At 70.6% G+C, this 14,088-nt stretch carries 10 protein-coding genes; 9 read left to right on the plus strand and 1 reads right to left on the minus strand.

Features of this window, described 5'->3' with window-relative positions; translation table 11 throughout:
- Positions 1-120: 120 nt before the first annotated feature.
- From ligA to ACHWVH_RS09960, 7 genes are all read left to right on the plus strand, one after another.
- Complete coding sequence (ligA, locus tag ACHWVH_RS09930) at positions 121-2,637, plus strand: NAD-dependent DNA ligase LigA (protein ID WP_394687062.1); 2,517 nt, start codon at positions 121-123, stop codon at positions 2,635-2,637.
- Positions 2,634-3,119, plus strand: a complete 486-nt coding sequence (locus ACHWVH_RS09935) for a GNAT family N-acetyltransferase (RefSeq protein ID WP_394687063.1) — start codon at positions 2,634-2,636, stop codon at positions 3,117-3,119. The genes ligA and ACHWVH_RS09935 overlap by 4 nt, the downstream gene beginning before the upstream one ends.
- The gene (gene epmA / locus ACHWVH_RS09940) at positions 3,119-4,069 is read left to right on the plus strand and encodes an EF-P lysine aminoacylase EpmA (RefSeq protein WP_394687064.1); all 951 of its coding nucleotides are present in this window, start codon (positions 3,119-3,121) and stop codon (positions 4,067-4,069) included. Before ACHWVH_RS09935 ends, epmA begins: the two co-directional genes overlap by 1 nt.
- A 136-nt stretch (positions 4,070-4,205) precedes the next feature.
- Positions 4,206-4,913 carry a DUF3011 domain-containing protein gene (locus ACHWVH_RS09945; protein WP_394687065.1) on the plus strand — a complete coding sequence of 236 codons (708 nt, stop codon included), beginning with the start codon at positions 4,206-4,208 and terminating at the stop codon, positions 4,911-4,913.
- A gap of 61 nt (positions 4,914-4,974) precedes the next feature.
- Positions 4,975-6,039, plus strand: coding sequence for an S-methyl-5-thioribose-1-phosphate isomerase (gene mtnA / locus ACHWVH_RS09950; protein ID WP_148828289.1), 1,065 nt, complete (start codon positions 4,975-4,977; stop codon positions 6,037-6,039).
- A gap of 210 nt (positions 6,040-6,249) precedes the next feature.
- Complete coding sequence (gene gyrA, locus ACHWVH_RS09955; RefSeq protein WP_295925877.1) at positions 6,250-9,066, plus strand: DNA gyrase subunit A; 2,817 nt, start codon at positions 6,250-6,252, stop codon at positions 9,064-9,066.
- Positions 9,067-9,423: 357 nt separating this feature from the next.
- Positions 9,424-11,853 (plus strand): membrane-bound PQQ-dependent dehydrogenase, glucose/quinate/shikimate family, encoded by a 2,430-nt coding sequence (locus ACHWVH_RS09960; RefSeq protein WP_394687066.1) that lies wholly within the window; start codon positions 9,424-9,426, stop codon positions 11,851-11,853.
- Positions 11,854-12,094: 241 nt separating this feature from the next.
- On the opposite strand, the gene ACHWVH_RS09965 is transcribed toward ACHWVH_RS09960, so the two are convergent.
- On the minus strand, positions 12,095-12,949 hold the full coding sequence (locus ACHWVH_RS09965; RefSeq protein WP_267104140.1) for a hypothetical protein: 855 nt from the start codon (positions 12,947-12,949) through the stop codon (positions 12,095-12,097).
- A 161-nt stretch (positions 12,950-13,110) separates the two neighbouring features.
- Here ACHWVH_RS09965 and ACHWVH_RS09970 point away from each other — a divergent pair, with 161 nt between their 5' ends.
- Positions 13,111-13,515 carry a hypothetical protein gene (locus ACHWVH_RS09970; RefSeq protein WP_043092140.1) on the plus strand — a complete coding sequence of 135 codons (405 nt, stop codon included), beginning with the start codon at positions 13,111-13,113 and terminating at the stop codon, positions 13,513-13,515.
- Between the two features lie 77 nt (positions 13,516-13,592).
- Positions 13,593-14,081, plus strand: a complete 489-nt coding sequence (locus ACHWVH_RS09975) for a GNAT family N-acetyltransferase (RefSeq protein ID WP_295925883.1) — start codon at positions 13,593-13,595, stop codon at positions 14,079-14,081.
- The last annotated feature ends 7 nt before the right edge of the window (positions 14,082-14,088 follow it).

Raw genomic sequence — 14,088 nt, forward strand, 5'->3', positions numbered from 1 at the left:
GCTAGGGCTGTTGCGAATCCCAATCCGCAATCCCGGCCGTCCGGCCGTCAAGCCACCCCCCCAATCCCAGCCTTCAAGCTACTATCGCCCCCCTCTCCGTTACCCCGATTTCCGCTGCGCATGACCGCAATTCCCGATCCCCAGCAGCGTGCCGCCGAGTTGCGCCAGCGCATCGACGACGCCAATCACCGCTACTACGTGCTCGACGACGCGTCGATTCCCGATGCCGAGTACGATGCGCTGATGCGCGAGTTGGAGGCGCTGGAAGCCGCGCACCCCGAGTTGGCCAGCGCGGATTCGCCGACGCGCAAGGTCGGTGCGCGGCCGGACGGCGGCTTTCCCGAAGTGCGCCACGCGATCCCGATGCTGTCCCTCGCCAATGCCTTCGAAACCCCCGGCGTGGCCGAGGACGCCGACGACCGCACGCGCTTTGCCGAGGTCGCCGATTTCGAGCGCCGCATCGAGCGCGAACTCGAACTGGCCGCGCCGGTGTTCTCGGTGGAACCGAAGCTCGATGGCCTGGCGATCAGCCTGCGCTACGAGGACGGCGTGTTCGTGCAGGGCGCCACCCGCGGCGACGGCAGCACCGGCGAGGACGTCACCGCCAACCTGCGCCAGGTGCGTTCGGTGCCGCTGAAGCTGCGCGACCTCGGCGTGCCGCCGCCGGCGGTGCTGGAAGTGCGCGGCGAGATCTACATGCCGCGCGCCGCCTTCGCCGCGTGGAACGCGCAGGCGCTGGAGCGCAACGAAAAGCTGCTGGCCAACCCGCGCAACGGCGCCGCCGGCTCGCTGCGCCAGCTCGATCCGGCGGTCACCCGGCGCCGGCCGCTGGCGTTCTTCGCCTATTCGGTGGGCGAGGTCCGCGGCCTGGAACTGCCCGAAACCCATTCGCAGACGCTGCAGCTGCTGCGCGACTACGGCTTCCCGGTGGCGCCGGAGGCGGACACCGCCACCGGCTTCGACGGTCTGATCGCCTATTTCCGCCGCATCGGCGCCGCTCGCGACAGCTTGCCTTACGACATCGACGGCGTGGTCTACAAGCTCGACGATTACGACCAGCAGGAGGCGATGGGCTTCGTCTCGCGCGCGCCGCGCTGGGCGCTGGCGCATAAGTTCCCGGCGCAGGAACAATCCACCGTGCTGCGCGCGATCGAGGTGCAGATCGGCCGCACCGGCGCGGTCACCCCGGTGGCGCGGCTGGAGCCGGTGCAGGTCGCTGGCGTCACGGTTACCAACGCGACGTTGCACAACGCCGACCAGATCGCGCGGCTGGACGTGCGCGAAGGCGACACGGTGATCGTGCGCCGCGCCGGCGACGTGATCCCGGAAGTGGTGCGGGTGATCGAGGAACGGCGTCCGCCGGGCACCGCGCCGTGGACGATGCCGGCGGCGTGCCCGGTGTGCGGTTCGGAACTGGTCAAGGAAGAGGACGCGGTGGCCTGGCGCTGCAGCGGCGGCCTGGCCTGCGCCGCGCAGCGCAAGGAGGCCGTGCGGCACTTCGCCTCGCGCCGCGCCATGGACATCGAAGGCCTGGGCGAGCGCCAGGCCGATGCCCTGGTCGAGTTCGGCTTCGTGCAGTCGCTGGCCGACCTGTACGCCTTGAGCGTGGAGGACCTGGTACGGATGAAGGCCGCGCTGGACGCGGCCACCGCCGTCGACCTGCTGCAGGCGGTGGAGGACAGCAAGGGCGCGCTGGCGCTGGACGCGGCCGGCCGCGCCGCGTTGGAGGACGAGGCCGCCCAGTGGCGGCACGCCGACTTCCTGCGCGCGCACCTGACAGTGGACCTGGGGGGCAAGCTGGCGACCAAGTGGGCCGAGAACCTGGTCGCCGGCATCGACGCCAGCCGCGCCACCACGCTGCCGCGTTTCCTGTTCGCGCTGGGCATTCCGCACCTGGGCGAGACCACGGCCAAGGCGCTGGCCTACTGGCTGGGCTCGCTGGCGTTCGTGCGCAGCACCCCGGCGGTGCTGCTGCAGGCCTTGCCGGACATCGGCGGCGAGGTGGCGCGCTCGATCGCCACGTTCTTCGAACAACCCGGCAACGCCGCGGTGGTCGATGCGCTGATCGCCGCCGGCATTCGCTTTTCCGACGAGGGCACGCCGCCGGCGGAACTGCGTGAGCGCCTGGATCTGGCGCATCTGCTGGGCACGCTGCCGGTGGACAAGCTCGGCGGCAAGAGCGCGCAGCGCCTGGCCGCCACCTACGGCACCCTGGAGGCGTTGCTGCGCGCTAACGAAAGCGGCTGGACCGGCGCCGGCCTGTCCACGGCCGGCGCCGCCAACCTGGCCGCGTACCTGGACGATCCGGCACAGAAGCAGGCGCTGTTGGACGCCGAGGCGGCGATGCAACGCCTGCTCGATGCCGCGCCGGCGCAGACGCAGCGTCGCGCCGGCCCGCTGGATGGGCAGACCGTGGTGCTGACCGGCACCCTGACCGCGCTGACCCGCGACGAGGCCAAGGCGCAACTGGAGGCGCTGGGCGCCAAGGTCGCCGGCAGCGTATCGAAGAAGACCGCGTTCGTGGTCGCCGGCGAGGCTGCCGGTTCCAAGCTCGACAAGGCGCAGGAGCTGGGCGTGGCGGTGTGGGACGAGGCGCAGTTGCTGGCGTTCCTGCAGTCGCAGGGGCAGGGCGCATGAGCGCGCTTGGCACCACGCAGGAGGAACTGCGCTGGCGCACCGCCAACGCGGCCGATGAGCCAGCCTTGCTGGCGATGCTGCAGGCGTTCTACGCCGAGGACGGCATCGCGTTCGACGCCGAGCGCGTGGCGCGCGGCCTGCAGGCGTTGCTGACCCAGCCGGCACTGGGCGAGGTGCTGTTGTGGCTGGCGCCGGACGGCGCGGTGGTGGGCTATGCGCTGATCACCGCCTGTTTCAGCGTCGAACTGGGCGGGCGCTATCTGCTGCTCGACGAGTTGTACCTGGGCCCGGCCGCACGCGGGCGCGGCTGGGGGCGGCGCGCGGTGGCGCTGGTCGAGGCGCGCGCCCGCGCGCTGGGGGTGGACGTGCTGCGGATGGAGGTCAATCACCACAACGCCGCCGCCAAGCGCCTGTACCTGGGCCTGGGCTATCGCGACGACGCGCGCGACCAGCTGAGCCGCCGGCTCGACACGGCGCCGTGATGGACCTGCTGTCCACCCTGCAATTGCGCGCCCGGCTCAATGCCGCCATCCGCGGCTTCTTCGCCGCGCGCGGCGTGCTGGAAGTGGAGACGCCGATGCTGTCGGCGGCCGGCAACACCGAGCCGAACATCGACAGCTTCCAGACCCGCTTCAGCGGCCACGTCGACGCCGGTCCGGCGCTGCGCTGGCTGCGTACCTCGCCCGAGTATCCGCTGAAGCGGCTGCTCGCCGCCGGCATCGGCGATTGCTACGAACTGGGGCGGGTGTTCCGCAACGGCGAGGCCGGCGGCCGCCACAATCCCGAGTTCACCATGCTCGAGTGGTACCGGGTCGGCTGGGATCACCGGCAACTGATCGAGGAAACCGTGGAGCTGGTGCGCACGGCGCTGGCCCTGGTCGGGCGCAGCGCCACGCTGCAGGTGCTCAGCTATCGCGAGCTGTTCCAGCAGGGGCTGGACCTGGATCCATTCGCTGCGCCGTTGGAGGCGCTGCAGCAGCCGCTACGCGAGATCCGCATCGATGCCGACGGCCTGGGCCGCGACGACTGGCTGGACCTGCTGATGACCCATTGCCTGCAGCCGGCGTTCCCGGCCGACCGCCTCACCGCGGTCCACGACTGGCCGGCCAGCCAGTGCGCGCTGGCGCGCGTGCGCGACGGCGACCCGCCGGTGGCCGAGCGCTTCGAGCTGTACCTGGGCAGCTACGAACTGGCCAACGGCTACCACGAGCTCAACGATGCCGCCGAGCAGCGCCGGCGCTTCCTGCGCGACCATGCGCTGCGTCAGGCGCGCGGCGCGGTGCTGCCGCCGCTGGACGAGCGGCTGCTGCAGGCGCTGCCGGCCTTGCCCGACTGCGCCGGCGTCGCGGTCGGCGTGGACCGGCTGCTGATGGCAATGCGCGGCACCGCGCAGATCGGCGAGGTGCTCGCCTACGATTTCGCGCATGCCTGAACCGGCCGTCACGTGTTTTCGCGGCGCGTTGTTGCGTTGTCCACACCGATGATGGTTTGATCGGGCACGGCATGCGCACGCCGCGCGCCAGCAGGTCTTCGTTGTTCAGGTTCTAGGCATAGGGGCAGAGCCAAGCATGAAGTGGGCGTACGGGCTCGGTGGCTGGTGTTGGCTGGGGTTGGCGGCAAGCGTGTGGCCGATGCCGTCGCCGGCGCAGGACGCCGATGCGTACGATGCCGCGGTGGTGCGCTGCGAGTCGCGCGACATGACCTGGGTGCATTGCCCGATGCCCACCGATCAGGGGGTGCAACTGGTGCGGCAACTCTCCGACAACGACTGCATCCGCGGCAGCGAGTGGGGGTCTGACGCCACCGGCGTGTGGGTCACCCTCGGTTGTCGCGCCGAATTCCGTCCCAATCCGGTGGAAGCGCCGCGCAGCGCGATGCGCCGCGTGTTGCGCTGCGAGTCCGATGGTCGCCTTGAGAGTTGCCCGGTGATGCTGCGCGGGGCGCCGGTGCGGCTGATGCGGCAGTTGTCGTCGGTGCCGTGCCGCGAGGAGCGCAGCTGGGGCGTGCGCCGCAACGAGATCTGGGTCGCGCGCGGCTGCCGCGGCGAGTTCGAGATCGGCGCCGCCGACGGCTCCGGCTTCCCCGCCGGCCCGCGGCCGGTGCTGTGTGAATCCAAGGGCAAGGCGCGGCGCCGCTGCGGCGTCAGTGTGCAGGATCGTGTCGAACTGCGCCGGCAACTGTCCGGCGCGCCCTGCGTGCAGGACGACAGCTGGGGCTGGGATCGCGACGGTATCTGGGTGGACAAGGGCTGCCGCGCCGAGTTCAGCGTCAACTGAGCGCGCCGGTGCGGTGGCGCAGCGTCCTCAATCCGCAATCGCCGGCGTTTACAATGGCGCGATGAACGCCGCCCTCGATATCGATTACGCCCGCTACGACCATATCCGCCCGATCCTGTGGACCGGCGACGCGCTGGAGCTGCTGGACCAGCGCAAGCTGCCGTTCGCGGTCGAACACGTGCGCTGCACCGACAGCGACCAGGTCGCCGCGGCGATCCACGCTCTGGCCGTGCGCGGCGCGCCGGCGATCGGCATCGCTGCAGGCTGGGGCACGGTGCTGGCCGCGCGCGAGGTGCAGGCCGAGAACGGCGCCGAGGCGTTGCTGAAGCTGGAGCCGGCCCTGCAGCGGCTCAATGCCGCGCGCCCGACCGCGGTCAACCTGGCCTGGGCGCTGGCGCGCATGCGCGGCGCGCTGGGCGCGGCAGGCAGCGACTGGCCGTCCGTGCTGGAGCGCGAGGCGCAGGCGATCGCCGAAGAGGATCTGGCCGCCAACCGGCACATGGGCGCGCTCGGTGCCGGCCTGATCGTGCCGGGCAGCGGCGTGCTGACCCATTGCAACACCGGCTCGCTGGCCACCGCCGGCTTCGGTACCGCGCTGGGCGTGATCCGCGCCGGCGTCGCCCAGCAGCGCATCGCCAAGGTGTTCGCCGGCGAGACCCGGCCGTGGCTGCAGGGCGCGCGGCTGACCGTGTGGGAGCTGCAGCAGGACGGCATCGACGCCACCCTGATCGCCGATTCGGCGGCCTCGCACCTGATGAAGACCGGCGCGGTGCAGTGGGTGATCGTCGGCGCCGACCGCATCTGCGCCAATGGCGACACCGCCAACAAGATCGGCACCTACCAGCTGGCGATCGCCGCGCGCCACCATGGCGTCAGGTTCATGGTGGTGGCGCCGTCGTCCACCGTGGACATGGACACCGCCGACGGCGCGCAGATCGAGATCGAGCAGCGCGATCCGGGCGAGCTGTTCGGCGTCGGCGGCACCCGCACCGTGGCCGACGGCATCGCCGCCTGGAACCCGGTGTTCGACGTGACCCCGGCGGACCTGATCGATGCCATCGTCACCGAGCGCGGGGTCATCGAGCAGCCGGACCCGGCGCGCATGCGCGCCGCCTTCGGCGGCTGAGTTCCAGGGAGCGCCGCCGCGCCCGGCAGAGGCGGCCGGTGGCGCGCAAGTGCTTGTTCGCGCCGGCAAAAACCGGGCAATCGGGCGCCTGTCATGATAGAATCCGGCGGTTCGATCGACCGCCGTGTGCCTTAGGCGTGCGGCCGCGGCGGGCCCGCCTGTCGCGGGCCGGCGTGGTGGTCGATCCGCCACCAGACTTACGGAACCCGAATGGCAGAATCCGCCAAGGAAATCATCCAGGTCAACCTGGAAGACGAGATGCGCAAGAGCTACCTCGATTACGCCATGAGCGTGATCGTGGGGCGTGCCCTCCCGGATGCGCGCGACGGCCTCAAGCCGGTGCATCGCCGCGTGTTGTTCGCGATGAACGAGTTGGGCGCGCACAGCAACAAGCCCTACTACAAGTCGGCGCGTATCGTCGGCGACGTCATCGGTAAGTACCACCCGCACGGCGACCAGTCGGTGTACGACACCCTGGTGCGCATGGCGCAGCCGTTCTCGCTGCGCTACCTGATGGTGGACGGGCAGGGTAACTTCGGCTCGGTCGACGGCGATTCCGCGGCGGCGATGCGTTACACCGAGGCGCGCATGTCGCGGCTCGCGCACGAGATGATGGCCGACATCGACAAGGAAACCGTCGATTTCCAGCCCAACTACGACGAGAAGGAACAGGAACCGTCGGTGATGCCGACGCGCTTCCCGAGCCTGCTGGTCAACGGCTCGGCCGGCATCGCGGTGGGCATGGCCACCAACATCCCGCCGCACAACCTGACCGAGTCGATCAACGCCTGCCTGGCGCTGATCGACAATCCGCAGATCGACGTCGACGGGTTGATGGAGCACATCCCCGGCCCGGATTTCCCGACTGCCGGCATCATCAACGGCACCACCGGCATCGTCGCTGGCTATCGCACCGGCCGCGGCCGCGTGCGCATGCGCGCCAAGGCCGAGATCGAGATCCAGGACAACGGCCGCGAAGCGATCGTGGTCACCGAGATCCCGTACCAGGTCAACAAGGCGCGGCTGATCGAGAAGATCGCCGAGCTGGTCAAGGAAAAGAAGCTCGAGGGCATCAGCGAGCTGCGCGACGAGTCCGACAAGGACGGCATGCGCATCTACATCGAGGTCAAGCGCGGCGAAGCCGCCGACGTGGTGCTGAACAACCTGTACCAGCAGACCCAGATGGAGTCGGTGTTCGGCATCAACATGGTGGCGCTGGTCGACGGCCGCCCGCAGCTGATGAACCTCAAGCAGATGCTGGAGGCCTTCGTCCGCCACCGCCGCGAAGTGGTCACCCGCCGCACCATCTTCGAACTGCGTAAGGCACGCGCCCGCGCGCATATCCTCGAAGGTCTGACCGTCGCGCTCGCCAACATCGACGAGATGATCGAGCTGATCAAGACCTCGGCGAACCCGAACGAGGCCCGCGAACGCATGCTGGCCAAGACCTGGCAACCGGGCCTGGTCGGCGCGCTGCTCAACGCGGCCGGCGCCGAGGCCTCGCGCCCGGAAGACCTGCCCAGCGGCGTTGGCCTGGTCGGCGGCGGCTACCAGCTGACCGAGGTGCAGGCTACGCAGATCCTGGAAATGCGCCTGCACCGCCTGACCGGCCTGGAGCAGGAGCGTCTGACCGAGGAATACAAGCAGCTGCTGGACGCCATCGCCGGGCTGATCCGCATCCTGGAAAACCCGGACGTGCTGCTGCAGGTGATCCGCGAAGAGCTGGTCAACATCCGCGAGGAATACGGCGATGCGCGCCGCACCGAAATCCGCCACAGCGAAGAGGATCTGGACATCCTCGACCTGATCGCGCCGGAAGACGTGGTGGTGACCCTGTCGCATGCCGGCTACGCCAAGCGCCAGCCGGTCAGTGCCTACCGCGCGCAGCGTCGCGGCGGCCGTGGCCGCAGCGCGGCGGCGACCAAGGAAGAGGATTTCATCGACCAGCTGTGGCTGGTCAACACCCACGACACCCTGCTGACCTTCACCAGCAGCGGCAAGGTGTTCTGGCTGCCCGTGCACCAGTTGCCCGAGGCAGGGCCGAACGCGCGCGGCCGCCCGATCGTCAACTGGATTCCGCTGGAGAACGGCGAGCGCGTGCAGGCGGTGCTGCCGGTGCGTGAGTACGCCGAGGGCCGCTACGTGTTCTTCGCCACCCGCAACGGCATGGTCAAGAAGACCCCGCTGAGCGAGTTCGCGTTCCAGCGCAAGATCGGCAAGATCGCGATCAACCTCGACGAGGGCGACGCCCTGGTCGGCGTGGCGCTCACCGACGGCGAGCGCGACGTGCTGCTGTTCGCCTCCAACGGCAAGACCGTGCGCTTCTCCGAGCGGCCCAAGGACGACGAGGCCGATGATGCGGCCATCGACGAGGCCGGTGCCGACGACGGCGCCGTGGCCGACGACGAGGCCGCGGGCGAGGAGGGCGACGACGCCCGCGGCGCGCGGCGCAAGAGCCGCGGCGGGGTCAAGCCGACCGGGCGCAGCAGCCGCGGCGTACGCGGTATCCGCCTGGCCAAGAGCGAGTACGTGGTCAGCCTGATCGTGGCCGAGCCGGCCGTGGGCCAGGACGAGGATGCCGAGGACGTCGACGCCGCGGCGGACACCGAGGCCGATGCCGAGGCGCGCAACGGCGACGAGGCCGATGCCTACATCCTCACCGCGACCGAGAACGGCTACGGCAAGCGCACCCCGCTGGGCGAGTATCCGCGCAAGGGCCGCGGCACCCAGGGCGTCATCGGCATCCAGACCAGCGAGCGCAACGGCAAGCTGGTCGGTGCGGTGCTGCTGAGCACCCGCGACGAAGTGCTGCTGATCTCCGACGGCGGCACCCTGGTGCGGACCCGCGCCTCGGAAATCTCCCGCGTCGGCCGCAACACCCAGGGCGTGACGCTGATCCGACTGTCCAAGGGCGAGAAGCTGCAGGCGGTGGAACGCCTGGACGGCTCGCTGGTCGAGGAGGACGTGCTGCCGGGCGAGGACGGCGTCGCCGAAGGCGCTGGCGAGGCTGCACCGCCGCAGGCGTGATCCGCTCCTGAGCGAACGACGACGCCGGCCTCGTGCCGGCGTCGTCGTTTTCGGGGCTGGCCACCGCAACGATGCGGATGCTCTGCTGCGAGCGTGCACGCGGCGCCACGGCGGCCATTTGTACGACCGCCGCGTCACACCGACTGACTATGCCGCCGGGTCGTCGTCGCCCTCGACGACACGGGTCGCGTGATGCCCGGGTCGATGCTGGATCACGAGGACGGCAAGATTGCGTGTCAGCGTGTGTCAGCAGGAAACGCGCGGCATTCACCGGCCGCTTGGGATAAGGATGCGCGGCGCGCATGCGCCGCTGCCACGGCGGATGTTCCGCGTGGCCGTGTCCTGCAAGGAGTGGCAATGAACGAATTCGAACGAACCCAGCGTCGCGGCGGCTGGCCGCTTCGGTTGCTCGGCGGCGCCTGCGTGCTGATCGGCGTGGTGCTGGCGATCGGTGGCGCCTGGCTGCTGGCGCTGGGCGGCTCCTGGTACTACCTGGTCGCCGGCCTCGGCCTGACGATCTCCGGCGTGCAACTGTGGCGCGCGCGGCGCAATGGTGCGCTGTGGTTTGCGGCGACCTTCCTGCTGTCGCTGTTGTGGGCGGCATGGGAGTCGGGCACCGATTACTGGCGCTGGGTGCCGCGCATGGGCCTGATGGTGTTCCTGGCGCTGCTGCTGGCGTTGCTGCTGCCGCGGCTGGACCGGCCGTTCTCGCGCAGGTTGTCGCGCTCGCTCGCCGCGGTGCTGGCGCTGGTGTTCGTCGGTGCGTTCGCGCTGGCGGTCCTGCCCTATGGCGTGACCGAGGCCGAAGGCACGTTGGCGCATGCGGCGGGCATGGCCGCAGCGCTGGCAAGCCCGCGCACCGGCGCGCAGCCGGCCGACGCGTCCGTCGATGCCGACTGGGCCGCCTACGGTCGCGACAATGCCGGCAGCCGCTACACGCCGCTGCGGCAGATCGCTCCGGGCAACGTGGCGCAGCTGCGCACCGCCTGGACCTTCCGCACCGGCGACCTGCCGGACAAGCGCTGGGGCGCGGAAACCACGCCGCTGAAGATCGGCGACAGCCTGTACCTGTGCAGCGCACGCAACCAGATGATCGCGCTGGATGCGCGTAGCGGCCGCGAGCGCTGGCGCTACGATCCCAAGGTGGCGGACAAGGCGATCCCGTATACCGCCGCCTGCCGCGGTGTCAGCTACTACGCGGTGCCCGACGCCCAGGCCACGGCGTCGGCGGCCTGCCGCCAGCGCATCATCGAAGGCACCCTGGACGGGCGTCTGATCGCGGTCGATGCGGCCGACGGCAAGCCCTGCGAGGACTTCGGCCAGCACGGCCAGGTCGACATCACCGTCGGCATGGGCTCCACGCCGCCGGGCTACGTCTCGATCAATTCGCCGCCGACCATCGTGCGCGGGGTGGTCGTCACCGGCCACCAGGTGCTGGACGGACAGAAGCGCTACGAACCGTCGGGCGTGATCCAGGGCTTCGATGCGGTGACCGGCGCGCTGCGCTGGGCCTGGGACATGACCCATCCGGACTGGACCGGCGCGCCGCCGCCGGGGCAGACCTGGACCCGTGGTACGCCCAACATGTGGACCAGCGCGGCCGGCGACGAGCAACTCGGCTACGTGTACCTGCCGATGGGCAATTCCTCGGCCGACTACTGGAGCAGTTCGCGCACCCCGCAGGAAGACCGCTATGCGACCTCGCTGGTCGCGCTGGACGTCACCACCGGCAAGCCGGTGTGGAATTTCCAGACCACCCACATCGACGTGTGGGACTACGACCTGGGTTCGCAACCGACGTTGCTGGATTTCCCGCACGACGGCACCACCGTGCCGGCGGTGCTGCTGCCGAGCAAGCAGGGCGAGCTGTACGTGCTCGACCGGCGCACCGGTAAGCCGCTGGTCGGGGTCGAGGAACGCGCGGTGCCGGGCGGCGGTGTGGAGCCGCAGCGCCGCGCCAAGACCCAGCCGTTCTCGCTGTACCACTCGCTGCGCAAGCGCGACCTGACCGAACGCGACATGTGGGGCATGACCCCGATCGACCAACTGGTGTGCCGCATCCAGTTCCGCAGCGCCAGCTACAAGGGCATCTACACGCCGCCGGAAGCCGACCGCCATTCGATCGAGTACCCCGGCTACAACGGCGGCTCGGACTGGGGCAGCGTGGCGGTGGATCCGCGGCGGGGGGTGATCGTCGCCAACTACAACGACATGCCCAACTACAACCTGCTGGTGCCGCGGGCCAAGGCCGACAAGATGGGCTGGGCGCCGCGCGACCAGGTGCGCGGCGACAGCGGCGGTGCCGAGGGCGCGGGCGATCCGCAGGCGGGCACGCCGTACGCGATCAACGTCAACGCCGGCTGGCGCCTGCCGTTCACCGGGCTGCTGTGCAAGCAGCCGCCCTATGGCGGCATCCGTGCGATCGACCTGGCCAGTGGCAAAACGCTATGGGACCGTCCGTTCGGCAGCGCGCGCGGCAATGGCCCGTTCGGCATCCACTCCGGCTTGCCGATCGAGATCGGCACGCCCAACAACGGCGGCGCCGTGGTCAGCGCCAGCGGCCTGATCTTCATCGCCGCGGCCACCGACGACCTGATCCGCGCGATCGACCTGGCCAGCGGCAAGACCCTGTGGCAGGCCAAGCTGCCGGCCGGTGGCCAGGCCACGCCGATGGTGTACGCGGTCGACGGGCGCGAGTACCTGGTCATCGTCGCCGCCGGCCATCACTTCATGGAGACCAAGCGCGGCGACTACGTGATCGCCTACGCGCTGCCGCCGGCAGGCTGATGCGGGCCGTCGCTGCGAGGTCGCGATGCGGCTTCGCGGCGGCGGGACGGGGTGGATGCGGGAAGGGTGTGATTGGCCTTGTGCCGCGAACACGCCGATCCCGTCGCGGTGCGTGCGTTTACGCATGTGTGATTTGTCGACGGAGCGGCTTCAGCCGCGACAGGCGTTCACCGGAAGGCCTGTCGCGGCTGAAGCCGCCCCTACGAGAAAACATCGCGATACGCTCAACTTGCGCCGGCGTCTACTCCAACTGATCGCGGGCAAACGCCGCGTCCAGCGCTTCCATCGCATCGCGCGGCTTGAGCTTGGCGGCCTTCTCGAACGCCGCGGCGGCGGCGTCCTCGCGCTTGTCCCCATGCAGCAACAGCAGCACGTTGGCGTGTTCGACGTGGGCGATCGGCGCGTCCGGCACCAGCTTCAGCGCCTGCTGGATATGCTGTTCGGCGGTGGCGGCCTTGGCCCCGTAGGTCAGGCCGCCGATCATCGCGCCGACCTTGCCGATGATCTCGGCGTGGTACAGGGCCAGCGCCATGTGCGCCTCGGCATGCTTGGGCTCCAGCTCCAGGGCCGCTTCCAGCGAGGCGCGCACCTTGCTGGCGATGCCCTGCTTGAGCGCCTTGACGATGCTCAATCCCTGGCTGTAGCGGCCAAGCGCGAAGGCGTGGCGGTAGTGGCTGTTGGCCTCGTCCGGCAGCGCGGCGATCGCCGCCTCGGCCAGCGTCGCCGCCTGCTGCAGCCGCTGCAACTGCTCTTTTTCGTCCTCGACCAGATAGCCGGCGTGGATGCCGATCGCCTTGACCGCGACCGAGGCGCCGAACACGCCCAGCGCCTTGCCGGCCTCGTAGGCCTGCTGGAACTGCCCCTGGTGGAACGCCCGCCAGGCCTCGATCAGCGCGGCCGACAGGGTCTGCGCGTCGTGGCCCTTGCCGGCCTTGCCGGCTGCGTCGAGCAGGGCCTGCGCGCGTGCCGGGTCCGGATAGGGTTCGCGGTCGCCAGCGTGCAGCTTGGGCCACGCTTTCTTCAGCGCCTCGCCGGCGTAGGCGTAGGCCTTGGCGTCGTACGGAAACGGCGCCCACGCGCCCGATTTTGCTGCCATGTGGATCTCCCTGTGCGGCGCCGGGCCACGGCGTCCGCGCCGAGCATGGCGCCGCTGCCGGCGCGTGGCAAGGGTGCGGCGCCGATAGTGTGTTTGCTCAAGCCGCCGGCGCCAGCATGGTGCGCATCGGGGCCACTGCCGGCCTCTCTGGAGATCCTGCGATGGCGACCAAGAAGCGTTCCCCCTCCGCGCTGCGGCCGGACCGGCTGAACCCGCGGCACCTGTGGCTGGCCGGGCTGGGCGTGGTCGCGCTGACCCGCAAGCGCGCGCTGGCCGCCGCCGCCGATGCCGCGCAGGGCGCGGCGACGCTCAAGGCGCTGGCCACGCAACTGGCCGACGAGGCCGAGAGTAGCGTGCGCGAGGGCGCGGCGGCGCTGCGTGGTCAGGTGCAGCCGTTGAGCGCCGAGGTCGAGGCGCGTCTGCAGCCGGTGCTGGTGAAGTTGGGGTTGCAGGCGCGTCCGCAGTCGCGCAAGCGCGCCGCGACGGGCAAGCGCGGCGCCAAGCCGGCGGCGGCCAAGCGCAGCCCGGCCAAGCGCGTGACTGGCCGTCGTCGCGCTGGCGCCTGACCCGGCGCCTCCGCACGCATGGCGGCCGGCCACGCTCGGGCATACTCGCCGGCCACGACCTGACGAGAGACGGCACCATGCAGATCCGGCCCGCCACGCTTGACGATGCCGAGGCGATGGTCGCGGTGCAGGACGCGATCTTCGCGGCCGGCCTGCGCAAGGCGCCGACCGATCTGGCGACGGTGCGCGCGACCTACCTGCAGCATCCCGATCGTCTCCAGTGCGTGCTGGCCGAGGACGCCGATGGGCGTGTCCTCGGCTTCCAGTCGCTGCGCATCGCGTGTCCCGGCAATGCCTACGACGTGGCCGAGGGCTGGGGCATCATCGGCACCCACGTCGACCCGCGCGCGGCGCGCCGTGGGGTCGGCAGCGCGCTGTTCCGGGCCACCTGTGCGGCCGCGCGCAGCGCCGGGCTGGCGCAGATCGACGCCAGCATCGCCGCCGACAATGCGCTCGGGCAGGCGTACTACGAGGCCATCGGCTTTCGCACCTACCGCACCCCGCCGGGCCTGGTCTGCAAGGTCTACCGGCTCGACGGGCCAGCCGCGCAGGCCGCCGCCGACTGAGCGGCAC

This window comes from uncultured Xanthomonas sp. (genome assembly GCF_964278005.1).
GTDB classification, from domain to species: Bacteria; Pseudomonadota; Gammaproteobacteria; order Xanthomonadales; family Xanthomonadaceae; genus Xanthomonas_A; species Xanthomonas_A sontii.

Coding starts and splice junctions, on each gene's coding strand:
- ligA (WP_394687062.1), top strand. CDS start 121: ATGACCGCAATTCCCGATCCCCAGCAGCGTGCCGCCGAGTTGCGCCAG.
- ACHWVH_RS09935 (WP_394687063.1), top strand. CDS start 2,634: ATGAGCGCGCTTGGCACCACGCAGGAGGAACTGCGCTGGCGCACCGCC.
- epmA (WP_394687064.1), top strand. CDS start 3,119: ATGGACCTGCTGTCCACCCTGCAATTGCGCGCCCGGCTCAATGCCGCC.
- ACHWVH_RS09945 (WP_394687065.1), top strand. CDS start 4,206: ATGAAGTGGGCGTACGGGCTCGGTGGCTGGTGTTGGCTGGGGTTGGCG.
- mtnA (WP_148828289.1), top strand. CDS start 4,975: ATGAACGCCGCCCTCGATATCGATTACGCCCGCTACGACCATATCCGC.
- gyrA (WP_295925877.1), top strand. CDS start 6,250: ATGGCAGAATCCGCCAAGGAAATCATCCAGGTCAACCTGGAAGACGAG.
- ACHWVH_RS09960 (WP_394687066.1), top strand. CDS start 9,424: ATGAACGAATTCGAACGAACCCAGCGTCGCGGCGGCTGGCCGCTTCGG.
- ACHWVH_RS09965 (WP_267104140.1), bottom strand. CDS start 12,949: ATGGCAGCAAAATCGGGCGCGTGGGCGCCGTTTCCGTACGACGCCAAG.
- ACHWVH_RS09970 (WP_043092140.1), top strand. CDS start 13,111: ATGGCGACCAAGAAGCGTTCCCCCTCCGCGCTGCGGCCGGACCGGCTG.
- ACHWVH_RS09975 (WP_295925883.1), top strand. CDS start 13,593: ATGCAGATCCGGCCCGCCACGCTTGACGATGCCGAGGCGATGGTCGCG.